The sequence below is a fragment of the Stutzerimonas stutzeri genome, assembly GCF_038561965.1.
GTDB classification, from domain to species: domain Bacteria; phylum Pseudomonadota; class Gammaproteobacteria; order Pseudomonadales; family Pseudomonadaceae; genus Stutzerimonas; species Stutzerimonas stutzeri_AA.
This window is the reverse complement of sequence record NZ_CP139348.1, coordinates 4,749,708-4,772,319: the sequence shown is the minus strand read 5'-3', so window position 1 is coordinate 4,772,319 and position 22,612 is coordinate 4,749,708. Positions and strand designations below refer to the sequence as shown.

21 protein-coding genes and 1 pseudogene are annotated in these 22,612 nt (G+C 64.2%); 5 read left to right on the top strand and 17 right to left on the bottom strand.

What is annotated here, in order from left to right; translation table 11 throughout:
- Nucleotides 1–21: 21 nt before the first annotated feature.
- The 4 genes from cyoE to SM130_RS22080 are packed head-to-tail and all read right to left on the bottom strand — an operon-like array spanning nucleotide 22 to nucleotide 3,340.
- Entirely contained in the window at nucleotides 22–921 is a 900-nt protein-coding gene (gene cyoE / locus SM130_RS22095) for a heme o synthase (protein WP_102826769.1), read from the bottom strand.
- A gap of 17 nt (nucleotides 922–938) precedes the next feature.
- Nucleotides 939–1,997, bottom strand: a complete 1,059-nt coding sequence (locus SM130_RS22090) for a COX15/CtaA family protein (protein WP_102826770.1) — start codon at nucleotides 1,995–1,997, stop codon at nucleotides 939–941.
- 52 nt (nucleotides 1,998–2,049) lie between these two features.
- On the bottom strand, nucleotides 2,050–2,628 hold the full coding sequence (locus tag SM130_RS22085; protein ID WP_102826771.1) for a hypothetical protein: 579 nt from the start codon (nucleotides 2,626–2,628) through the stop codon (nucleotides 2,050–2,052).
- Nucleotides 2,603–3,340: an SURF1 family protein gene (locus tag SM130_RS22080; protein ID WP_102826772.1), complete on the bottom strand. Its 738-nt coding sequence runs from the start codon at nucleotides 3,338–3,340 to the stop codon at nucleotides 2,603–2,605. The genes SM130_RS22085 and SM130_RS22080 overlap by 26 nt, the downstream gene beginning before the upstream one ends.
- A gap of 70 nt (nucleotides 3,341–3,410) precedes the next feature.
- On the opposite strand from SM130_RS22080, the gene SM130_RS22075 reads away from it, so the two are divergent.
- Nucleotides 3,411–3,614, top strand: a complete 204-nt coding sequence (locus tag SM130_RS22075) for a twin transmembrane helix small protein (RefSeq protein ID WP_102826773.1) — start codon at nucleotides 3,411–3,413, stop codon at nucleotides 3,612–3,614.
- A 137-nt stretch (nucleotides 3,615–3,751) separates the two neighbouring features.
- Here the strand turns inward: SM130_RS22075 and SM130_RS22070 are convergent, their stop codons facing one another.
- The 8 genes from SM130_RS22070 to SM130_RS22035 all read right to left on the bottom strand — a co-directional run bounded on the left by SM130_RS22070 (nucleotide 3,752) and on the right by SM130_RS22035 (nucleotide 12,467).
- Nucleotides 3,752–4,648, bottom strand: coding sequence for a cytochrome c oxidase subunit 3 (locus SM130_RS22070; RefSeq protein WP_102826774.1), 897 nt, complete (start codon nucleotides 4,646–4,648; stop codon nucleotides 3,752–3,754).
- The gene (locus SM130_RS22065; protein ID WP_102826775.1) at nucleotides 4,645–5,217 is read right to left on the bottom strand and encodes a cytochrome c oxidase assembly protein; all 573 of its coding nucleotides are present in this window, start codon (nucleotides 5,215–5,217) and stop codon (nucleotides 4,645–4,647) included. Before SM130_RS22065 ends, SM130_RS22070 begins: the two co-directional genes overlap by 4 nt.
- 250 nt (nucleotides 5,218–5,467) lie before the next feature.
- Nucleotides 5,468–7,105 carry a cytochrome c oxidase subunit I gene (gene ctaD, locus SM130_RS22060; protein ID WP_102826776.1) on the bottom strand — a complete coding sequence of 546 codons (1,638 nt, stop codon included), beginning with the start codon at nucleotides 7,103–7,105 and terminating at the stop codon, nucleotides 5,468–5,470.
- A gap of 12 nt (nucleotides 7,106–7,117) precedes the next feature.
- Nucleotides 7,118–8,251: a cytochrome c oxidase subunit II gene (gene coxB, locus SM130_RS22055; protein ID WP_102826777.1), complete on the bottom strand. Its 1,134-nt coding sequence runs from the start codon at nucleotides 8,249–8,251 to the stop codon at nucleotides 7,118–7,120.
- A gap of 231 nt (nucleotides 8,252–8,482) precedes the next feature.
- The gene (locus tag SM130_RS22050; RefSeq protein WP_102826851.1) at nucleotides 8,483–8,749 is read right to left on the bottom strand and encodes a hypothetical protein; all 267 of its coding nucleotides are present in this window, start codon (nucleotides 8,747–8,749) and stop codon (nucleotides 8,483–8,485) included.
- Nucleotides 8,750–8,858: 109 nt separating this feature from the next.
- Complete coding sequence (locus SM130_RS22045) at nucleotides 8,859–10,400, bottom strand: SulP family inorganic anion transporter (RefSeq protein ID WP_102826778.1); 1,542 nt, start codon at nucleotides 10,398–10,400, stop codon at nucleotides 8,859–8,861.
- Nucleotides 10,401–10,471: 71 nt separating this feature from the next.
- Nucleotides 10,472–11,206: a carbonic anhydrase gene (locus SM130_RS22040; RefSeq protein WP_102826779.1), complete on the bottom strand. Its 735-nt coding sequence runs from the start codon at nucleotides 11,204–11,206 to the stop codon at nucleotides 10,472–10,474.
- Nucleotides 11,207–11,402: 196 nt separating this feature from the next.
- On the bottom strand, nucleotides 11,403–12,467 hold the full coding sequence (locus SM130_RS22035) for a PA0069 family radical SAM protein (RefSeq protein ID WP_102826780.1): 1,065 nt from the start codon (nucleotides 12,465–12,467) through the stop codon (nucleotides 11,403–11,405).
- Nucleotides 12,468–12,768: 301 nt separating this feature from the next.
- Here SM130_RS22035 and SM130_RS22030 point away from each other — a divergent pair, with 301 nt between their 5' ends.
- Entirely contained in the window at nucleotides 12,769–13,839 is a 1,071-nt protein-coding gene (locus tag SM130_RS22030; protein ID WP_102826781.1) for an acyltransferase family protein, read from the top strand.
- A 287-nt stretch (nucleotides 13,840–14,126) separates the two neighbouring features.
- On the opposite strand, the gene SM130_RS22025 is transcribed toward SM130_RS22030, so the two are convergent.
- Genes SM130_RS22025 through prlC form a run of 3 tightly spaced genes read right to left on the bottom strand, consistent with a single transcriptional unit; the run spans nucleotide 14,127 to nucleotide 17,259 of the window.
- Nucleotides 14,127–14,927, bottom strand: coding sequence for a DUF1835 domain-containing protein (locus tag SM130_RS22025; RefSeq protein WP_102826782.1), 801 nt, complete (start codon nucleotides 14,925–14,927; stop codon nucleotides 14,127–14,129).
- A gap of 5 nt (nucleotides 14,928–14,932) precedes the next feature.
- Entirely contained in the window at nucleotides 14,933–15,211 is a 279-nt protein-coding gene (locus tag SM130_RS22020; RefSeq protein ID WP_023445743.1) for a YheV family putative zinc ribbon protein, read from the bottom strand.
- Complete coding sequence (gene prlC / locus SM130_RS22015) at nucleotides 15,208–17,259, bottom strand: oligopeptidase A (protein ID WP_102826783.1); 2,052 nt, start codon at nucleotides 17,257–17,259, stop codon at nucleotides 15,208–15,210. Before prlC ends, SM130_RS22020 begins: the two co-directional genes overlap by 4 nt.
- Before the next feature lie 256 nt (nucleotides 17,260–17,515).
- Here prlC and SM130_RS22010 point away from each other — a divergent pair, with 256 nt between their 5' ends.
- On the top strand, nucleotides 17,516–18,052 hold the full coding sequence (locus tag SM130_RS22010) for a gamma carbonic anhydrase family protein (RefSeq protein WP_102826784.1): 537 nt from the start codon (nucleotides 17,516–17,518) through the stop codon (nucleotides 18,050–18,052).
- 6 nt (nucleotides 18,053–18,058) lie between these two features.
- Here SM130_RS22010 and SM130_RS22005 read toward each other — a convergent pair.
- Nucleotides 18,059–18,484 (bottom strand): annotated as a pseudogene (locus SM130_RS22005) (VOC family protein).
- Nucleotides 18,485–18,646: 162 nt separating this feature from the next.
- The gene (gene pgm / locus SM130_RS22000; protein ID WP_102826785.1) at nucleotides 18,647–20,311 is read right to left on the bottom strand and encodes a phosphoglucomutase (alpha-D-glucose-1,6-bisphosphate-dependent); all 1,665 of its coding nucleotides are present in this window, start codon (nucleotides 20,309–20,311) and stop codon (nucleotides 18,647–18,649) included.
- Nucleotides 20,312–20,559: 248 nt separating this feature from the next.
- On the opposite strand from pgm, the gene SM130_RS21995 reads away from it, so the two are divergent.
- Nucleotides 20,560–20,754, top strand: coding sequence for a DUF2934 domain-containing protein (locus SM130_RS21995; protein ID WP_102826786.1), 195 nt, complete (start codon nucleotides 20,560–20,562; stop codon nucleotides 20,752–20,754).
- Between the two features lie 311 nt (nucleotides 20,755–21,065).
- The gene (locus SM130_RS21990; RefSeq protein ID WP_102826787.1) at nucleotides 21,066–22,547 is read left to right on the top strand and encodes a YdgA family protein; all 1,482 of its coding nucleotides are present in this window, start codon (nucleotides 21,066–21,068) and stop codon (nucleotides 22,545–22,547) included.
- Nucleotides 22,548–22,612: the final 65 nt, after the last annotated feature.

The following is a 22,612-nucleotide window of genomic DNA, read 5'->3' as shown; positions in this document are numbered from 1 at the left end:
GAACGTCCTTAGGGCAGCTATCTAGAAATCGAGCAGCAGATAATGATCAACCAGCAGCGCGATGAACAGCGCGAACAGGTACCAGATACTGAATTTGAACGTCTTGATCGCCGCATGCGGCCGGCTGTCGCGGTATAGCGCAATGGCCCAGTAGAGGAAGCGCGCACCCAGAACCGCTGCCGCGGCGAGGTACAGCGGGCCGCTCATGTGGATGGCGAACGGCATGAAGCTGACTGCCAGCAGCACGACGGTGTAGAGCAGGATGTGCACCTTGGTGTAGTGCACGCCGTGGGTCACCGGCAGCATCGGCACGTTCACCTTGGCGTATTCGTCCTTGCGGTGAATCGCCAGCGCCCAAAAGTGCGGCGGCGTCCAGGCGAAGATGATCAGCACCAGCAGCAGCGGTTCGGCGGTCACCTGGCCGGTTACCGCGACCCATCCGAGCAGCGGCGGAGCAGCGCCGGCGAGGCCGCCGATGACAATATTTTGCGGCGTGGCGCGTTTGAGAAAGCCGGTGTAGATCACCGCGTAACCGATCAGCGAGGCCAGCGTCAGCCAGGCGGCGAGGGCATTGGTGAAGGCCAGCAGCAGGGCCAGCCCGCTGACGCCCAGGATGAAGGCGAAGGTCAGCGCTGCCGTGGGTGACACGCGGCCTTCAGCCAGCGGGCGCTTGTGCGTGCGTGCCATCACCGAATCGATCTGCCGGTCGACCACGTGGTTAACCGCGGCGGCACCACCGGCACACAGCGCGATGCCCAGGTTGCCGAACAGCAGCACCGTCCAGGGCACGCCGGCGCGGGTGGCGAGGAACATGCCCACCAGCGAGGTGATGAGCATCAGCAGCACCACCTTCGGCTTGGTCAGCTCCAGGTAATCGCGCCAGGTGGCCTGGGCGCTGCGTTCGCTGAGTAGAGTCGCCATGGGGGATCTCCTTGTGGTCATGCGCCGGGCAGGTCGAGCCGGCCCGTCTCGTTCGAAATGGATGCCGAATGCGTGGCGTGCTGAGCGGCGTGCGCGGGTTGGCGCAACCGGTAATTGGCCAGCACCAGCACCAGCAGCAATGCGGCGCCGCCGCCGTTGTGCGCCACCGCGACCGCTAGCGGCAGATTGAGCAGTACGTTGCTGATGCCGAGGCCGACCTGCAGCGCCAGCGCGGCGAGGAGCAGGGCGGCCAGCCGGCCGAGGCCGCGACGCCAGAGCATGGCGGCCAGCAGCAGCAACACCAGCGTCACGCACAGCGCGCCGATCCGGTGGGTGAGATGAATGGCGGTCCGCGCCTCGCCATAGAGCAGGCCGCCGAGGTAATTGGGACCGATGTCGTGATGGGTCAGGTTGAAGGCGTTGGCGAAGTCCATCCGCGGCCACCATTCGCCGTGGCAGGTGGGGAAGTCCGTGCAGGCCACGGCCGCATAGTTGCTGCTGACCCAGCCGCCGAGGGCAATCTGGATGATTACCGCCAGCATGGCGAAACCAGCAAAGGTACGCAGCCGGGTATCGACAACCGGCAGCGGAGCAAAGGCGCCGGATAACCGCAGGCAGAGCAGGAACAGCAGGCTCAGGGTCGTGAAGCCGCCGAGCAGGTGCGCGGTGACCACCTGCGGCCAGAGCTGCAGGGTTACCGTCCACATGCCGAATATGGCCTGGGCGATTACCACGGCGAGCAGCAGCAGTGGCAGTTTAAGCGGCTGGCCGGGCTCGCTGCGGCGGCGCAAGGCCTGCGCTGCCATGGCCAGGATCACCAGCCCCAGCGCGCCGGCGAAGTAGCGATGGATCATCTCGTTCCAGCCCTTGGCCACCTCCAACGGCGCCTCGGGAAAGCGCAGCGCGGCGATGTTCTGCTTGTGCTCGCTCATTGGCACCGCGAGGAAACCGTAGCAACCGGGCCAATCCGGGCAGCCGAGGCCGGCGTGGGTCAACCGCGTATAGGCGCCGAGCAGCACGACGACCACGGCCAACGCAGTGGCAATCAGGGCGAGGCGGTATCCGGGTTTGGCCATCGGTTTCTCCTTGGGCGGCCAGTTTGGGACCGCAGCGAAACGGCAGAGTGCGTCAGCCGATCTGCGAGATCTTCAGCAGGTATTTCAGGTCATCGAGAATCGCCTTGCCGTCGGCTTCGGCGTCATAGCGCAGCACCAGATTGCCGTGCGGGTCGACGATCCATAGCTGCGGCGTTGCCGGTGCGTCGGGGTTACGGGCATAGACGCTGGGGTCGAGAGCGTGGCGCTGCAATTGCGGGTATTCGCGGCGCAGGCGCTGTTCGTAGGCCTCGTCCAGGTTCGTCGCGCTGGCCAGGGCGTGGCTGGCGCGGGCGGCTTCACGGGCCAGGCCGATATTGATCTGGCGGGCCAGATAGACCAGCTCCTGGCATTGCGCCTCGCAGCTTTGCGGGGCAGTGACCAATAGCTCCCAGCGCCGTTCGGAGTCGGCTGCGGTCACCCCGATAGCCGCGCGGTCCTGGCCGTTGGCGATCAGTACACCGTCATAGCTGCGGGTTTGCGGTACCCAGAAACCGAAGCGGTACATCGCCGAGGCCAACAGCATCGGCCCCAATACCACGCCGATGATCAGCAGCAGTTGCAGCCGGCCGCGGCCACGTTTCGGCTCACGGCCGGCAAGGGTCGGATTCATCGTTTCCACTGTGTTTCTCCCGTGCCTGGTGCACGCCGAAGTAGATGAACAGCGCCAGCAGGGCGGCCGCCAGCGCGAACCACTGCGCGGCATAGCCCAGATGTTGCGACGGGCTCATGCTGGTGACCACCCAATCGGCGCGGTACGCGCTCGGGCCGGGTTCCAGGCGTAGCTCGTGGATCTCGCCTTCGCGGTCGGCCTGCTGCCACATCGCTTCGATGTCGACATGATTGATCAGGCGCGGCCAGCCCTCGGCTGTGCGATGACTGAAAACGAACGGCTTGCCCGGCGGTACGTAGACCCAGGCGGCGAGCTTCAGTGGCTGCGTCGGCGTGTCGAAAGCCGGCGGCACGCGGCGGTCCGGCCAGGGTATCCAGCCACGGTTGAGCATTACCCAGCGGTCGCTGAGCTCGTCATGAAAGGGTTGCAGCAGCTCGACGCCAACCTGTCCGTCACGGGTGCGGCTGTCGAGCAGGAAGCTGTGTTCGGCGTCGAAGCGCCCCTGCAGATGGACGCGGGCGAAGGCCGGCTCGTTAAGCCGCTCGATTTCATTGGGTGCCAGTGGTGCCGCCTGCTGGCGTGCTTCCTGCCGTTCCAGCAGGTCGCGTTTCAGCTCACCGCGCTCCAGTTGCCAGAAGCCCAGCCACACCAGCACCGGCAGCATGGTGAAAACCAGCAGGGTAGGCAGCCACCCGGGCCTGAAGCCGCTCATGGCCGTTGCCCTGATATGTCGATACGGCTGGCTATACTCCACCCCCAATACCCCTGTCGTGGAATCGCTCATGCTCAAGGCGGCGATCGTTCTGTTGTTAGTGGCCACGCTGGTCAGTCTGTTCAGTGGGATGTTCTTTCTGGTCAAAGACGAGGGCCGTACCTCCCGTGTCGTCACGGCCCTGTTCATCCGGGTCAGCCTCAGCGCACTGACCGTTGCGCTGATCGGCTGGGGTTTTTATACCGGCCAGCTACGCCCGGCTTTCAGCTTCTAGCAGGCTGTTGAAATGACCTGCGCTGCCATCGCTGCGTTGAGACATGCCGGGAAGCGGCGCGTTTTCGACTGTTGTGCACGTGCCACCTTGCTTGCGCTGCTGCCTCACGAACGTTTCAACAACCTGCTAACTCCTCGCTAGATCACGTAGACGAAGACGAACAGCGCGATCCAGACCACATCGACGAAATGCCAATACCAGGCTGCCGCCTCGAAACCGAAGTGCTGCTCGGGGCTGAAGTGCCCGCGCAGGATGCGCACCAGCATCACCGTCAAAATGATCGCGCCCATCGTCACGTGGGCACCGTGAAAGCCCGTGAGCATGAAGAAAGTCGCGCCGTAGATGCCCGAGCCCAGGGTCAATCCGAGTTCGGTATAGGCATGAATGTATTCTTCGATCTGCAGGATCAGGAACGCCACGCCGAGCAGTACGGTCAGCGCCAGGCCGATCTTCAAGTGCTGGCGGTTGTTCTTGCGCAGCGCATGGTGCGCCCAGGTCAGGGTGAAGCTGGAGGTCACCAGCAGAATGGTGTTGATCAGCGGCAACCCCCAGGCGCTGATGGTGCCTTCCGGCGCCGGGTAGAGCTTGGGGTCGGGGTTATTCAGCAGCGGCCAGCTGTACTCGAAGCCGGGCCAGAGCATGTTGCTGACGCCCTTGTCGCCTTCGCCGGCCAGCCAGGGCCCTGCCCAGTAGCGGATGTAGAACAGCGTGCCGAAGAAGGCGAGAAAGAACATCACTTCCGAGAAGATGAACCAGCTCATGCCCCAGCGGAACGAGCGGTCCATTTGCGGGCTGTACAGCCCCGCGCGGCTTTCCTTCACCACCGCACCGAACCAGCCGAACATCATGTAGGCGATCAGCAACGCCCCGACGAAGAAGATCATCGGCCCGCTGGATTCGTCGCGCCCGGCCTTGAGGTCGTTGAACCAGCTGCCCAGGCCGTAGAAGGTCACCAATAGGGCTACGGTGGCGATGATCGGCCATTTGCTTTGATCAGGAACGTAATACTGCTCGTGGGTGGTCTGTTGGCTCATTGCAGACTCTCCTTGGCCGCGGTCGCCGGCAGGGCGGCGACGGGGGGCTGGCGGGACGTGATGTCGAACAGCGTGTAGGCAAGGGTCAGGTTGTGCACGTCGGCGGGCAGGTCGCGATCGACGATGAAGCGCACCGGCATTTCGATGCGTTCGCCCGGCTGCAACACCTGCTGGGTGAAGCAGAAGCATTCGGTCTTGTGAAAGTAGGCGGCTGCCCGCGACGGCGAAACGCTCGGTATCGCCTGGGCTGTCATCGGCTTGTCCGTCGGGTTGTAGGCGACGAAGCGGATTTCCTGGCTGGCGCCCGGATGCACGCTGATCTGATCGGCTTGCGGGCCGAACTCCCAGCGCATCCCGGCAGCGTTGGTGGCGAGAAACTGCACCCTTACCGCACGCGCTTCATCGGCGCTCTGCACGCCGGTGTAGGCGCCAGCCGTCTTGCCGTTGATACCGAAGGCCTGGCACATGACGTCGTAGATTGGCACCAGCAGAAAGCCGAAACCGAACATGGCGAATACCACCAGCGTCAGCCGCAGTACCAGCCGGCGGAGGGGAAGCTCAGTGCTCATAGCAGGCTCCTCGGCAGGCGAACGGGGTGCCTGTCGTTTGGTACCCAATTACCGCGACTTGGTCGGCTGAGGCGGAACGCCGCGCGGCCCACCCTATAAGCAGGCGCAAACCCCCGTAGGGTGGACTTCAGCCCACCGCCACCAACGTTCAGACATGCTGATCGGCTCAAGCTAAATCCTGCCTGGCCCAGGCTGCCAGCTGACACCGGTGCGAGCCTCAGGAGTGGCACTTGCCGGATAGGCCAGATGCTCACGGCGTCAGCTCCCCGCCGGTGCCCTTGCGGTGTTCGTGCACATCGCTCATGTCCGGCGGCGTCTGGAAGGTGTGGTACGGCGCCGGCGACGGCACGCTCCATTCCAGGCCTTCGGCGCCATCCCAGGGCTTGGCCGGGGCCGGTGCGCCACCGCGAATGCACTTGATGACGATGAACAGGAACAAGAGCTGGGTGGCGCCAAACATGAAGGCGCCGACGCTGGAGACCATGTTGAAGTTGGCGAACATCATGTTGTAGTCGGGGATGCGCCGCGGCATGCCGGCCAGACCAACGAAGTGCATCGGGAAGAACGCCAGGTTCATGCCGACGAAGCTCATCCAGAAATGCAGCTTGGCCAGCGTCTCGTCATACATGTGCCCGGTCCACTTCGGCAGCCAGTAATAGGCCGAGGCGAAGATGCCGAAGATCGCCCCCGGCACCAGCACATAGTGGAAGTGGGCCACCACGAAGTAGGTGTCGTGGTACTGGAAGTCCGCCGGTGCGATGGCCAGCATCAGCCCGGAGAAGCCACCGATGGTGAACAGGATGACGAAGGCCACGGCGAACAGCATCGGCGCTTCGAACGTCAGCGAGCCGCGCCACATGGTCGACACCCAGTTGAACACCTTCACCCCGGTCGGCACCGCGATCAGCATGGTCGCGTACATGAAGAACAGCTCGCCGGTCAGCGGGATGCCGACGGTGAACATGTGGTGTGCCCAGACGATGAACGAGAGAAAGGCGATGGCGCCGGTCGCGTAGACCATCGAGGTGTAGCCGAACAGCGGCTTGCGGCTGAACGCCGGGATGATCGAACTGACCGCGCCGAACGCCGGCAAGATCATGATGTACACCTCGGGGTGGCCGAAGAACCAGAACACGTGCTGGAACAGCACCGGGTCGCCGCCGCCGGCCGCGCTGAAGAAGCTGGTGCCGAAGTGGATGTCCATCAGCATCATGGTCACCACGCCGGCCAGCACCGGCATCACCGCGATCAGCAGGAACGCGGTGATCAGCCAGGTCCAGACGAACAGCGGCATCTTCATCAACGTCATGCCTGGCGCGCGCAGGTTGAGAATGGTGGCGATCACATTGATCGCGCCCATGATCGAGCTGATGCCCATCAGGTGGATGGCAAAAATGAAGAAGGTCACCGATTCCGGCGCATAGGTCGTCGATAGCGGCGCGTAGAAGGTCCAGCCGAAGTTCGGCCCGCCGCCCTCCATGAACAGCGTGCTGACCAGCAGACCGAAGGCCGCCGGTAGCAGCCAGAAGCTGAAGTTGTTCATCCGTGGCAGGGCCATGTCCGGCGCGCCGATCATCAGCGGGATCATCCAGTTGGCCAGGCCGACGAAGGCCGGCATCACCGCGCCGAACACCATGATCAGGCCATGCATGGTGGTCATCTGGTTGAAGAATTCCGGCTGCACGATCTGCAGTCCCGGCTGGAACAGCTCGGCGCGGATCACCATCGCCATCGAGCCGCCGAGCAGGAAGGCGCAGAAGCTGAACCACAGGTACATCGAGCCGATGTCCTTGTGGTTGGTGGTCAGCAGCCAGCGCGACAGCCCCTTGGCCGGGCCGTGGTGGTGGTCATGCCCGACATGACCATGGTCGTCGATCACTGCACTCATCACCGAATCCTCTTACTGGGTGGCTTCTTCGGCCTGTTTGAAAACGAGCACGTCTTTCGGCGTGACCATGTCGTCGGTCTTGTTGCCCCAGGCGTTGCGCTCGTAGGTGATGACCGCGGCCAGATCGACTTCCGACAGCTGCTTGCCGAAGGCCGCCATCGCGGTCCCCGGCTTGCCGTTGACCACGATGTTGATGTGCGCTTCGATGTCGCCGGTAGCGATGGCCGAGCCCTTGAGTGCCGGGAACATCGGCGGAATGCCTTCACCGCCAGCCTGGTGGCAGGAGGCGCAGGCGGTCTGGTAGACCTTCTGACCGCGCTCGTTGAGCTCTTCCAGGGTCCATTCCTTACTGGTCAACTCGGCCAGCTTGGCCGCTTCGGCCTTCTTCTCGCCGAGCCAGGTGGCGTAGTCCTCGGCGGACTTGACCTCCACCACCACTGGCATGAAGCCGTGGTCCTTCCCACACAGCTCGGTGCACTGGCCGCGGTAGATGCCGGGCTGCTCGACGCGGGTCCAGGATTCGTTGATGAAGCCGGGGATGGCATCCTTCTTCACTGCCAGATCCGGCACCCACCAGGAGTGGATGACGTCGGCCGCGGTGATCAGAAAGCGCACCTTGGCGCCGACGGGGATCACCAGCGGCTCGTCCACCTCCAGCAGGTAGTGCTCGCCCTTGGGCGCCTGGTTGTTGATCTGGTCGCGCGGGGTGGTGAGGTTGCTGAAGAACTCCACATCCTCGCCCAGATACTTGTAGTGCCACTTCCACTGATAGCCAGTGATCTGCACGTCGACGTCGGATTCGCTGGAGTCGTAGATGTGGATCAGCGTGCGCGTCGCCGGAATCGCCATGCCCACCAGAATCAACAGCGGGATGACCGTCCAGAGCACCTCGACGCGGGTGTTCTCGTGGAAGTGAGCGGAGTGCTGACGCTTGGAGCGACGGTGCGCGATCATCGAATAGATCATCACGCCGAACACCAGCACGCCGATGACCACGCAGATCCAGAAAATCGCCATGTGCAGATCGAACACCGACCGACTGACGTCGGTGGCGCCGGAGCGCATGTTTACGTCCCAGGCCGCCTGGGCCTGGCCGAATATTGCCGAAAGCCCAAGCCCCATCCAGATGCATGGATGTCGAGACATTGCGGGTTCCCCTTATGATTCTTGTTATCCCGCCGACCGCCATCGCACCGCCGAAAATCGGCTGGCCGGGGATACCATTCCCGTCATGCCAGCTACGTTTTCGATCAGTCCGATTCTGCCCAGCGCTTCCACGAAACCTTCGTGGATGAGCTGGACGCTTGCACGCGCAGTCGGAACTCAATCAGGTACGCCTACGATTCGGAGTATAGACAGCGATCTCACTCTCGCAATTTAAGCGCGGGGCGTGTCTGGCTCGGGCTGTGTGGGGGCATCGTTCTTCTTCACCCCGCGCAGGTTCATCAGCGCCAGGCAGACCTGCAGCGTAATCAACGCCCAGGCCTCGGCGTGCCAGCCCCAGATCACCCAGAGCAGGTTGCTCAGCAGGAAACAGCAGAAGCCGACGAAACGCCGGCCGGGTTGCAGCGAGCCGATCAGCCAGGCGGCGATCACAGTGACCACCATGGCCGGCCATTGCAGCAGATTGATATAGACGTCCAATTCGATCCTCCAGAAACGCTGCCAGCGCGCCGCTTTGCGAGGTGCGCTGGCAGCAACGTGCACGCTATGCGCAGTCATGCCTGGAAGATGAGGGGGTTGAGCGCCTTGATTAGTTCCCGTTGTTCGCAGCGGCAAGATGCGCGGCCTGTCGACGACGACCTTCCACCCGCCGCGTTAGCGCGTGTGGCTCGATGATCAGCCGGGCGCCACTGGCCTGGTTGGCTCGCTGCCATTCCTCCAGCAACTCCATGCAGGCATGGTCGATGTATCGCAGATGCGCCATCGGCACATGCAGGCAAGCATCCTGCGGCACGGCCTCCATCGCGCGGGCCAGCTGTGGCACCTTCAGAAAGGTCGCCGCGCCCTGCATGCGCAGTTCGACCCGGCGGCCGTCCTGCACCACCGTGACCTTCAGCCGCGATGCCTGCCAGGCCAGTTGCGCCAGGGTCAGGGCAAATCCCACCAGCACGCCGGTCAGCAGGTCAGTGGCGACGATGGTCAGTGCTGTCGCGACATGGATCAGCATCGCCATGCGCCCATAGCGGCCAAGCTGGCGCAGCGCGTCGAGGTCGATCAGCTTGAGCCCGGTATAGACCAGCACACCCGCAAGGCTGGCCACCGGAATCTGCTCCAGCAGGGTAGCGAGCAAAACCACCGCCGCCAGCAGCCAGAGCGCATGCAGCATGGCCGACAGTCGTGTACGGGCACCCGCCTGCACGTTGGCCGAACTGCGTACGATCACGCCGGTCATCGGCAGTGCGCCGAGCACGCCGCAGAGCATGTTGCCGATGCCTTGCGCGGTGAGTTCGCGGTCGAAATCGGCGCGGGGCCCCTGGTGCATGCGATCAACCGCCGCAGCGGATAACAGGGTTTCGGCACTGGCAATAAACGCCACGGCCAGTGCTGCGACCAGCAGGCTGGGGTCGGCGAACGCCAGCAGATCGGCTGGGCGCAGCCAGCTGATGGCATCGGCAAGGTTATCCGGCACTTCGACACGTCGCACATCGAGGCCAAGCCACAGCCCCGTCAGCGTTGCCGCCGCGACACCGAGCAGCGCGCCTGGCAGCAGGCGCAGCCGTTGCGGCTTCAGCCGATCCCATGCCCACATGCAGGCAATGGTCAGCAGCCCGAGGGAGGCGGCGGCCAATCCGTTACCGCTACCGGAAAACGGCAGCGCGCCCCACAGCGCGGCGGGAAAGGCGCCAAGATTGTCCAATCCGGAGGCTTCCGGTTGCCCATCCATCATCACGTGCAGCTGCGACAGCACGATCAGAATGCCGATGCCGGCCAGCATGCCGTAGACGACCGCCGGCGCGGTCACCCGGAACCAGCAGCCCAGTTTCAGCCGTCCGGCCAGCAGTTGCAGGGCGCCGGCCAGCAGCAGGATAGGCCCGAGCATGGCCACGCCGTGTTGCTGCACCAGTTCGAACACCAACACCGTGAGACCGGCGGCCGGGCCGCTGACTTGCAATGGCGCACCGGCCAGCCAGCCGACCACCAGCCCTCCGACAATACCGGTGATCACGCCCTTTGCGGGCGGTAGCCCCGACGCGATAGCAATGCCCATGCACAACGGCAGGGCCACCAGAAATACCACCACCGACGCCATCAGGTCGCGCGGCAGCGTTGCTTTGATCGTTTCTGCATTCATTCGAAATCCTCACGCGGGGACGCTCCTGGGGCGCCCGCTGTAGCGGTAGCCAATGCCTGACGGCTGGCGGTTCAGGCCTGCAGATAGCGCGGCGCCGGTGTCGCCACCGGAAGCGGGCCGTCACCATCCAGCGGCGCGAAGCGGCCCGTCGTTGCGTCATAGGCGAGGATTTCGCTGGTCTCGATGCAATACACCCAGCCGTGAATCGACAGCTGGCCGCCGGCGAGGCGTGCGGCGACCGAGGGATGAGTGCGCAGATGGTCGAGCTGGGCCACCACGTTCTCCTCGGTAAGCACACCCAGCGCTTCGCCCGCGGCGCAGCTGCAATTCTGCTCGACCAGGCTGCGCGCCACTTCGCAATGCCGAAGCCAAGCCTTCACCGTAGGCATCCGTTGCAGCCCACCGGGGTCGAGCACCGCTTTCATCGCGCCGCAATCGGAATGGCCGCAGACGATGATGTGCTGCACGTTGAGCGCCATCACCGCGTACTCAATGGCGCTCGATACGCCGCCGTTCATCTGGCCGTAGGGCGGCACTACATTGCCGACATTGCGGGTGACGAACAGGTCGCCGGGCGAGCTTTGGGTGATCAGTTCGGGAACGATGCGCGAGTCAGCGCAGGTAATGAACATCGCACGCGGCTGCTGGGCCTTGGCCAGACTGGCGAACAGGGCTTGCTGCTCGGGATAGACCTCGGTACGGAAGCGGCGAAAGCCATCGACCAGATGGGCGAAGGATTCGTCGGCGCTTTCACCGCGTGCGGATGGGTCGTTGGCTTGGATGCGGGGAGTGAAGATTTCACGCATGGGCGGTCTCCTGAGGCAGGGCAAGGGCATGCCAGCACTCACACAGGCAGGTCACAGTCTGCGTGACTGGCTGGTCACATTTGCCTCGAGGCTAGCCATCAAGACTTAACTGAAACTGAACGAACCGCTCTAGTACGGCTATTTCTGACGAGACGCCGGTTACCAAAATGATGGCGCAGCCGTCTCTCGAGCGACGTCAGAGCAGTGACATCTGCGAGCCCGGCACAACGAAAAGACTGCAATCCAGGCCGTAATTCTGATCCCGGCGGTTGTAGCCCAAACGCTTGCAAGCCAGCTGGAAGCGCTGGGCCAGCAGCTGCGCAAACTGGCCCTCGCCACGCATGCGACTGCCGAAGCGGCTGTCGTAATCCTTGCCACCGCGCGACTGCCGCACCAGGCTCATGACATGCGCGGCACGCTGTGGGAAATGCTCCTGCAGCCACTCATCGAACAGCGTCGCGACTTCATGTGGCAGGCGCAGCAGCACATAGCCAGCCGAGCGTGCACCGGCCTCGCGCGCGGCTTCGAGCATGCGCTCCAGCTCCATGTCGTTGATCATCGGAATCATCGGCGCGCACATCACGCTGACCGGCACGCCCGCGTCATGCAGCGTGCGCAACACCCGCAGACGCGCCGTCGGCGAGGCCGCGCGGGGCTCCATGATGCGTTTCAGCTCGTCGTCCAGCGTAGTCAGGCTGACCGACACGCTGACCAGCCGTTGCTCGGCCAGCGGCACCAGCAGATCGAGGTCGCGCAATACCAGCGAGCCCTTGGTGATGATGTGCACCGGATGCTTGAAGCGCAGCAGGATTTCCAGCGCCTGGCGCGTCAGCCGTTGTTCGCGCTCCAACGGCTGATAGGCATCAGTGTTCACACCCAGGGCGATGGGCTGCGGAACATACCCCGGCTTGCTCAGTTCGGCTTCCAGCCGCTCGGCGAGGTTGGTCTTGGCGATCAGCTTCGTTTCGAAATCGATGCCTGGCGACAGGTCCCAGTAGGCGTGCGTCGGTCGCGCGAAACAGTAGATACAACCATGTTCGCAACCGCGGTAAGGATTCACCGAGCGATCGAAACCGACATCCGGCGACTGATTGCGCGTCAGTACCGACTTGGCGATTTCCCGGCGTACCTCGGTGGCACGGGTCGGCGGCACGTCCTGCTCCCAACCGTCGTCATAGGCCTCGCTGCGCGTGGGGGCGAAGCGATTGTCCGGATTGATTGCGGTGCCGCGGCCGCGTGGTGTGGCAAGGCGGAAGGTCATGTCGGATCATCAATTGAGTACTGTCTGGATATACAGTAATCGCTGCTTTGACTCCGCGCCAGCGCAGCTGATCGGTGGCGCTCGCTACCGCTCGTCGGTTCGCTGGGGAACATTTGCGCTTTGCTTCGGACAAAAGGGGGCGTTTGGGTATCGCTGGGCAGACCAGCGGCGCCCGAAGATAGAGCCGGCCGGCAGATAACAAGGACGATCGGGTGCCTAGACGCCCGATCCGGCAGTACCGGCATGCACGCTTCCCGTGCTCTCCCGCGTTTCAGCCACTGCCGTCAGCCAGGAGCAAACCATGCATCCCACCGGTTCCTTCCACGCCCGGGAAAACAATTTCGATTTCCTGCGCTTCTTTGCCGCCGCTCTGGTGCTATTCGCCCACAGCTATCCATTGGTCGGCCGCCGCGCAGACGAGCCGCTAACCCTGCTGACGGGGTACGAAAAGGGCGGCTCGATTGCCGTCGGTATCTTCTTCGTCATGAGCGGCTACCTGATCGCCTCGTCCTGGCTGGCCAGCAGCAGCCCGAAAAGCTTCCTGCTAAAGCGCGCGCTGCGCATCTTTCCAGCGCTGATCGTCGCCGTTCTGCTGACGGTTTTCTTCATTGGCCCGATGGTGACTCAGCTCAGCCTCACCCGCTATCTGGAGGCCGACGGCACCTGGACCTACCTGCAGAACATCTTGCTGGTGACGCGCTACGAGTTGCCTGGCGTGTTCACCAGCAACACCTACCCCGACGTGGTCAACGGCTCGCTGTGGACGCTGCCGCTGGAAGTGTTGATGTACATCGGCGTGATGATTCTCGGGCTGACCGGCTTCCTCAAGCGCCGGTTGATCTTCCTGCCGATCGCCGTGCTTGCCGTCGGACATTTCTGGCTGCTCGGCAAGCTCGGCATCGAGTCCTATTTCATCAAGAACATCTTCAAGCTGGGCCTGCTCTACTACAGTGGCTCGGCGCTGTTCCTCTATCGCGACGACATCCCGTGGCGCGGCTGGATCGCGGCGCTGTTGTTCGTTGCGCTGGTCGCGACCTTCCGCACCGCTATCGGCCCGCTGGTGTATTTCGTTGCGCTGCCGTATCTGGTGCTCTATCTGGCTTACGCACCGCTGCCCTTGGTCTCGCGCTTCGGCAAATACGGCGATTTCTCCTACGGCCTGTATATCTACGCGTTCCCCTTCCAGCAGCTGACGATCTACCTGTTCGGTCCGCAGGTTGGCGTGCTCGGCCTGACGTTGATTGCGTTCGTACCGACCGTGATATTCGCGGCACTGTCCTGGCACCTGATCGAAGCGCCGGCGATGAAGCTCAAGCGCCTGTTCGCCTCGCCGCCGCAACCGGGGCGGGCAACGCCCAAGGTCGAAAGCTGACCCGGCTTGTTGCAGAAAAGAACCCGCCGAGTGCGGGTTCTTTTTTATCAGCCGTGCGGCAATGGCTGCCCTTCATAGAAGTTGCCGGGCGCCAAGTGTTAACCGCGAGCGGGCGGCTCGGTGTTGAGGCTTGCGCGGTCAGGACCGCTGCCACAGAAGCCCCGCGCTATCGGCTGGCGTATATGCAGAAGTAGCACTGGAGGCTATTCGTAGAAGGGGACGGAGACCGAGTCTTGGCTGCGATACAGGCGACTCGCTGTGGTGTGTTTTTGCCTTCAGGACTTGGCTTACTGGCCATTCCCACCTGGCGCTAGTGCTGATCGACGCACCTGCAGGTCGCGGTAACCGGCTACGGGGTCGCCCTGTAATTCCAGCTGCCCAGCAAGGGCCAACTCGCGGGCGCGCCAGTAGAGGAAGAAGTCGGTGGCGAAGAAACCATCGCAATGCCCCATGACTTCAGCCATCGCACGTGCCAGCGGCGCGTACTCGTTCTTGCTGGCTGCTTCGAGCGCCACATCGATTGTCCGATAGCCTTCGCCCTGGAAGATCCCCTCGTGCCAGCGGCGAATAACATGCGGGTCGGCGCATTGCTGATGCCAGGCCGCAGCAAGCTCGGCTTGGCGCGATGCTGAAACGGCCTGCGGCCTGTACAGCGCGGCCAACGCTTCGGGCGAATGCATGGACACCGCCTTGCGTTGGCTGACGCTGCTGTCGCCCGTGCCGCAAGCCACTTCGTGCAGTGTGCAGGCAGAACCCTGCAGCGCCGCGGCGACCCGTGCCAGCAGCAGCTGCTCGGATGCACTGTCGCCGTGCCAGACGGTCACGGCCACGGCGTGGCCGGGCAGTTCGGCCAGCCAGACGGCGTCGGCGGCCAGATCACTGGCGAACGCCGGGCGCGGTGACACCTCGTCCGGCCAGACTCGCTCCCAGAACGCTGCACGAGCGGCGCAGGGCGCGCGGTCCACGTCGCTCAGCGGCCCTACAGCCAGGTCATCACGCAGCACTCGCACCTGGAATCCGGATTCGCACTTGGCCAGCAGCGCTTGCACGCTATCGCCAGCCAGGTCACCGCAGGTCAGGTGCAGCACGATGGTTACTCCGGCTTTTTCAGCTTCGGATTGGGGAAGAACTGCACCGACTGCACCTGTGGATTGGCCGGTTTGGGCTGGACCTTGTTGACCCTCGTGCCCAACTCCATCGGCACAGACTGGCCTTGAGCATTGAGGGTGTCGGCGTAGCCGCAGTCGATGCACTCGCGATGCGGCACGCCGTCGACGTCCCACATCTTGATGCAGTCGGTGCCGCTGCACGCCGGGCACACGGCCCCGGCGATGAAGCGCTTGGTGGTAACCCGGGTTACTTCGTCGTTCATGCCGCGGCCTCCGCTACCAGCCCGAGGTGGCGGAGCAGGGCGTCGATGGACGGCTCGCGGCCTCGGAAATCGACAAACAGTACCATCGGCTCCTGCGAGCCTCCACGGGCCAGGATGGCGTTACGGAAGGCACGGCCGGTCTCGGAATTGAACACGCCTTCTTCCTCGAAACGCGAGAAGGCATCGGACGACAGCACCTCGGCCCACTTGTAGCTGTAGTAACCGGCCGCGTAGCCGCCGGCGAAGATGTGCGCGAAGCTGTTGGGGAAACGGTTGTACGCCGGTGGTCGCATCACCGAGACCTCGTCGCGGATGTGTTCGAGCACTTCCAGCACGCTGCGGCCATCGCCGTGGGTGGCGTGCAGTTCGAAGTCGAACAGCGAGAACTCCAGCTGGCGCGCCATCACCATGCCGGACTGGAAGTTCTTCGCCGCCAGCATCATGTCCAGTTTGTCCTGCGGCAGACGCTCACCGGTCTGGTAGTGGCCGGAGATGTGCGCCAGGCCTTCGGGGTCCCAGCACCAGTTCTCCATGAACTGGCTCGGCAGCTCCACGGCATCCCACGCCACGCCGTTGATGCCCGAAGCGCCGGCATGCTCGACCTGGGTCAGCAGGTGGTGCAGGCCGTGGCCGAATTCGTGGAACAGGGTGGTGACCTCGTCGTGAGTCAGCAGCGCCGGGCGCTCGCCGACTGGCGGGGTGAAGTTGCAGACCAGATTGGCCACTGGCGTCTGCAGGGTGCCGAGGGCGGTGCGGCGCTTGTCGCGGGCGCCGTCCATCCAGGCGCCGCCGCGCTTGTTCGGCCGCGCGTACAGATCGAAGAAGAAACGCCCGACGTGCTGACCGTTCTCGGTGATCTCGAACAGACGCACTTCGGGATGCCAGCCGTCGAAGCCTTCCAGCTCGTGAATCTCGATGCCGTACAGGCGCTGGACGATGCTGAACAAGCCGGACAGCACCTTGTCGATCGGGAAGTAGGCGCGCAGTTCTTCCTGGTTCAGGCTGTAGCGCTGCTGGCGCAGCTTCTCGGCGTAGTAACCGAGGTCCCAGCTCTGCAGATCGTTCAGGCCCTGCTCCGCAGCGAAGGCGCGTAGCTCGGCCAGGTCGCGCTCGGCGAACGGCTTGCTGCGCACCGCCAGATCACGCAGGAAGCTCAGCACCTGCTCGGTGGACTCGGCCATCTTGGTTGCCAGCGACAGCTCGGCGAAGTTGCTGTAGCCAAGCAATTGCGCCAGTTCATGGCGCAGCTCGAGGATTTCCGCCATCACCGGGCCGTTGTCGAACTGCCCGGCATTCGGGCCCTGGTCCGAGGCGCGGGTGCAATAGGCGGCGTAGACCTCCTCGCGCAGGCTGCGGTTGTCGGCGTAGGTCATCACCGCGTAGTAGCTGGGGAATTCCAAGCTGATCAGCCAGCCGTCGAGGCCTTTGGCCTTGGCCGCCTCAGCCATCTGGGCCTTGGCTGAATCGGTGATGCCGGCCAATACCGCTTCGTCGGTGACGTGGCGGGTCCAGCCCTGGGTCGCGTCCAGCAACTGGTTGGAGAACTTGCTGCCGAGTTCGGCGAGCTTCATCTGGATGGCGCCGAAGCGTTGCTGCTCGACCGGCGGTAGGTCGATGCCGGACAAGCGGAAGTCACGCAGCGAATGATCGAGGATGGTCTTCTGCGCCACCTCGAAGGCGCCAGCCTGCGGGTTATTGGCCAGCGCCTGATAGGCCTCGAACAGCGCGCGGTTCTGCCCCAGCTCGGTGAAGTAAGCCGACAGCTTGGGCAGGCAGGCCTCATAGGCCGTACGCAGTTCCGGGCTGTTGCACACCGAGTTCAGATGGCCGACCGGCCCCCAGGCGCGGCCCAGACGATCGTTCAGCTCATCCAGGCCGACCACCAGGGTTTGCCAGTCGAGGCTCTCGGCCGGACGGCTGAGCAGCTCCTGGATCGCCACGCGGTTGTCGCCGAGGATGGTATCGATGGCCGGCTCGACGTGCTCCGGACGGATCTCGGAATAGGGCGGCAGGTCGAAGTCTTGCAGCAGGGGATTGTTCGCGCTCACGGGGGACACCTTGTGACGAAGAGGGTTGCAGGCCGCTCACTCGAGCGAGGCTGGACAGGCCAGCGCGCAGGCAGACGTCCTAGATGGACGCGCTGCAGCGGTTTTTCAACGCCGGGCGGCAAATCGTGCCGCCGACAAGCAGCCGGTTGTTACTCTGACCACGGCAGGCGGCATGCTGCTCAGCATTGGTCCGCAGCGGCAATGTCGGCCATCTTAATTACAATCGACCCTTCCCGCAGCCAAAGAGGTTTCTATCGTGGCGATACGCAGCTACCAAAACAGCATTCCGCAACTGGGCGAGCGCGTGTTCGTCGACGAGTCCGCCGTGGTCATCGGCGATGTCGAGATCGGCGCCGACAGCTCGGTCTGGCCGCTCACCGTGATCCGTGGCGACATGCACCGTATCCGCGTCGGCGCACGCAGCAGCATTCAGGACGGCAGCGTGCTGCATATAACGCACGCCGGGCCGTACAACCCGGACGGCTTCCCGCTGACCATCGGCGATGAAGTGACCGTCGGCCACAAGGTCACCCTGCACGGCTGCACCCTGGGCAGCCGCATTCTGGTGGGCATGGGCTCAATCGTGATGGACGGCGCGGTGGTCGAGGATGAAGTGATTATCGGCGCCGGCAGCCTGGTGCCGCCGGGCAAGACGCTGGAAAGCGGCTATCTCTACGTTGGCAGCCCGGTAAAGCAGGCCCGCTCGCTGACCGACAAGGAGCGCAGCTTCTTCAGCTACACCGCCGGCAACTACGTCAAGCTCAAGGACCAGCACCTCGCCGAGCGCGGCTGATCCCGCTCACTTGGCGAACAGCTGACCCATGTCCTTGAACGCCTTGAACTCCAGTGCATTGCCGCAGGGGTCGAGCAGAAACATAGTCGCCTGCTCGCCGACCTGCCCCTGGAAACGCACGTAGGGTTCGATGACGAAACGCGTGCCGCGCGACTGCAGCCGCTCGGCTAGCGCTTCCCAGGTTTCCCAGCCGAGCACCACGCCGAAATGCGGCACCGGTACGTCATGGCCGTCCACCGGGTTGCTGTGCGCCGCGTCCTGATGGGCCATCTTCGGCGCCTCGTGGATCACCAGTTAATGGCCAAAGAAATCGAAATCCACCCAGTGCTCACTGCTACGGCCTTCAGGGCAACCGAACAGCTCGCCGTAGAAGGCACGAGCGGCGGCGAGGTCGTATACGGGTATTGCGAGGTGAAAAGGCGATAGCGTCATGACTTGTACTCCGGGATGACAGGACGCATCGAGTGTAGAGCGTTTTCCAAAGGCCCGGCCTGGTAGCGTCATCGGTGGGCTTCAGCCCACCCTACAGCGCTGCACCGACCTCGTAGGGTGGGCTTCAGCCCACCAATAATGCGGACGCGGATTGGCTTGCCTTCAGCCCGCCAGCACCGAATCCACCAGCGCTTTGGCTTCGGCCTGGATACGCGCCAGGTGCGCGTCGCCTTCGAAGCTCTCCGCGTAGATCTTGTAGACGTCCTCGGTGCCGGATGGCCGTGCGGCGAACCAGCCGTTTTCGGTCTCCACCTTCAGCCCGCCGATGGCGGCGCCATTGCCCGGTGCTTCGGTGAGGATGCGCGTGATCGGCTGGCCGGCCAGCTCCTTGGCGCTGACTTGCGAAGCCGAGAGCTTGCCGAGGCGCGCCTTCTGCTCGCGGTTGGCCGCGGCGTCGATGCGCTGGTACACCGGCGCGCCGAAGCGGTCGGTCAGCGCCTTGTAACGCTCGCTCGGGTCCTTGCCGGTCACCGCAGTGATCTCCGCGGCGAGCAGGCCAAGGATCAGCCCGTCCTTGTCGGTGGACCAGGCGCCGCCTTTCTTGTCGAGGAACGAAGCACCGGCTGATTCCTCGCCGCCGAAGCCCAGGCTGCCATCCATCAAACCGTCGACGAACCACTTGAAGCCCACCGGTACTTCCACCAGGCGGCGGTCGATGCCGGCGGCGACGCGGTCGATCATCGAGGAGGACACCAGTGTCTTGCCGATGCCCGCCTCGGCGCTCCAGCCCGGGCGATGGGTGAACAGGTATTCGATGGCCACCGCCAGGTAATGGTTGGGGTTCATCAGCCCGCCGGAGCGGGTGACGATGCCATGGCGGTCGTGGTCGGTGTCGCAGGCAAAGGCCACGTCGAAGCGGTCCTTGTTCTCGATCAGCCCGGCCATGGCGTGCGGCGAGCTGCAGTCCATACGGATCTTGCCGTCCCAGTCCAGGCGCATGAAGCGGAAGGTCGGGTCGACCACGGTGGACAGCACCTCCAGCGGCAAACCGAAGCGCTCGGCGATGCGCGGCCAGTAGTGCACACCGGCGCCGCCCAGCGGGTCGACGGCGAACGTCAGACCCGAGCCGCGAATGGCGTCGAGGTCGATCACCTGTTCCAGCCCGCCGACATAGGCCTCGATGAAATCGAAGCGCTGGGTAGTTGCCGCCTTCAGTGCCTGGCGGTAATCCATGCGCTTGACGCCGTCGAGACCTGCGACCAGCAGTGCGTTGGCGCGTTCCTGAATCCACTTGGTCACGCCGGTATCGGCCGGGCCGCCATTGGTGGCGTTGTACTTGAAGCCGCCATCGCCCGGTGGGTTGTGCGACGGCGTGATGACGATGCCATCGGCCAGCCCGCTGCTGCGGCCGCGGTTGTAGTTGAGGATCGCGTTGGAAATCGCCGGGGTCGGTGTGTAGCCCGGCTCGCCGTTGGTTTCGCTGCAGCCGGCGTCGATGCGCGTCTCGATGCCATTGGCCGCCAGCACTTCCAGCGCCGAGATGAACGCCGGTTCGGACAGCGCATGGGTATCCATGCCCATGAACAACGGGCCGTCGATGCCTTCCTGGCGGCGGTAATCGCAGATCGCCTGGGTGGTGGCGAGGATGTGCCATTCGTTGAAGCTGCCCTTGAGCGACGTGCCGCGGTGCCCCGAAGTGCCGAACGCCACCTGCTGCGCCGGATCGGATGGGTCCGGTCGGTCGCTGTAGTAACGCGCCACCAGGCGCGGCAGGTGGGTCAGGGTGTGCGGGTCGGGCAGGCGTCCTGCGTTGGCGGCGATACTCATCGGTCAGTCCTGTGCGAGAAGGCGGTACGCCGGCCCAGACGGGCGCAGCGCGAAGCGAATGAAACGCCAGTCGGCGCCATTTATCCAGAGCTTCGACCGCGCGAGCGGCGGCGGTTCCGTGATCGGTGTTTTCCAGCCTGCGACGTTTTGGCCGATGGCGCTCGTCGCCCCGCTGGAACCTCCGCCAGGCCGCCCTTTCTTCTGCTTAGCGGCCCGCGTTCGCGAGCCCCTTTGACCTGGAGGTTCCCATGAACGAAGAACAGATTCGCCAGCGCGCCTACGAGATCTGGCAAGCCGAAGGCCAGCCGGAGGGAATGGAAACCGAACACTGGCAGCGCGCCCGAGACGAAATGGAGCCCTTCTACAAGGAAGGCGATGCGGAGGCTGGCAGTATCGAAAGCAGCGTGGCCATTCCAATGCCGAAATCGGGCACCGCAAGTTAGGGCTATCACCGTTCCGTCGTGAGCTGCGTTGCCCCGCCAGGTAAGGCGCAGGGCGCAGGTAAGCCGGTGCATTGCAGGCCTCGCAATGGCACCGGCACATCCCGGTGCGCGTAAGCGAAATGGCAGCGACAACAGGGCAGGGCGGCGAGGGCGCGGCAGCGTCGTCCCGCCCGAATCTGTTGCGACGTTCTCAGCTTTCCCATCCCGCAGCCTGGCGCGCTGGAGCCTGCCGAGGCGCGCTGTTAGAGTGCCGCCGCTTGCCAACCACCGGCTGACAGGACGTCTGCCCAGCCGCCGCACAGGATGCTTCCATGAAAAAGCTCGCGCTCGCCGTAGCCGTACCCCTGGCCCTCTTCGGGGCCGCCACCGTCTACACCAGTTTCCAAGTCGAATCGACCGCCCGTGATGCCGTCGACCAGGCCAACACCAAGTTGCGCGAAATGGGCGTCGGCCCCGGAGCCGATGTCAGCATCGCCCTGCTCAGCTTCGAGCGCGGCCTGCTGTCCAGCGCCGCGCGCTACCAGATCGACGTCAACATCCCGGATGACGAAGGCAACGACCGTCAGTACAGCCTGCTGCTGAACGATCGCCTCGAACATGGCCCCTTTCCCGTCTCGCGCCTGGCCCGCGGCCAGCTGATGCCGGTCGCTGCGCAGAGCCACTTCGAACTCGAGCGCACCCCGCTGACGCAGAACCTGTTCGATGCCGCCGCCGGCGCAGTCCCGCTGGTGGGTGATGTCACCATCGGCTACGACGGGCGCCAGTACGGCGACCTGCGCTCGGCCGCCTTCGACCTCAAGAGCGAAGACGGCACCGTTCGCGTTACGCCCGCCACCATCAGCTTCGAGGCGAGTGAGGACGGCAGCGACGTGCGCATGGATGGCCAGCTGGCCGAGGTCGATATCGACCTGCAACGCAGCGACAGTGGCAAGCCGGTGCGCATCAGCCTGCGCGGCATCGGCCTGACTGCCGACAAACGGGACTATGCCAATGGCATCGGCTTTGGCCCTTCGGCCTTCAATCTCGAACGCATGGAAATCCAGCTCGGCGACGAACCCGCCGTGGTTCTGCAGAACGCCTCGGTCGACGAAAAGCTGAGCCGTGGCAGCCGCGGCCTCGACCAGAGCATCGCCTACCGGGTCGGTGAAGTGACCGCCAAAGGCCAGAGCTTGCGCAACCTCGCCCTGGCCTTCAGCCTGCGCAACCTCGAAGAAAACAGCCTCCTGGCACTGGTCACCAGCTACCGGGAAATCCTCGACAGTGGCGCCACCCCGCAGGATGCGCTCGCCAGCATGACCATGGTCCAGCAGCAGGAACTGCAAACGCGGGCCCTGCAACTGCTCGAACACAAGCCCACCCTGGCGCTCGACGAGTTCGGCTTCGAAACCGCTCACGGCGCCGCCCGCCTGTCCATCGTGCTCGACCTGCAATCGCCGAGCGCAGAAGCCTTCACGCCCGACGCGATGATCACCAGCATGCTCGCCTCGCTCAAAGCCGAAGCCGGCATCGACAAGAACCTGGTGCGTGACATTGCCGGTCTGATCGCGCAGAACAACCAGCGCGGCGGCCAGCTCGACCCGGTGGCCTTGCAGCAGGAAACGGACGCCGCCACCGACCTCTTCAGCGGCATGGCACTCAACGCCGGCTGGTCCCGTCTGGAAGGCGAGCGCCTGGTCAGTTCGCTGCACTACGCCAATGACAAAGTGACCTTCAACGGCCGCGAAATGAGCGTGCCGGAGTTCATGGGCTTCGCCTTTGGCTCGGCGCAAAACGCAGGTTTGCTCGGGCAGTAAACGACGCTCCTCGCGAAACAGAAGCATGCGGCCCTGCTCATCGGAGAACCGATGGGCAGGGCCGT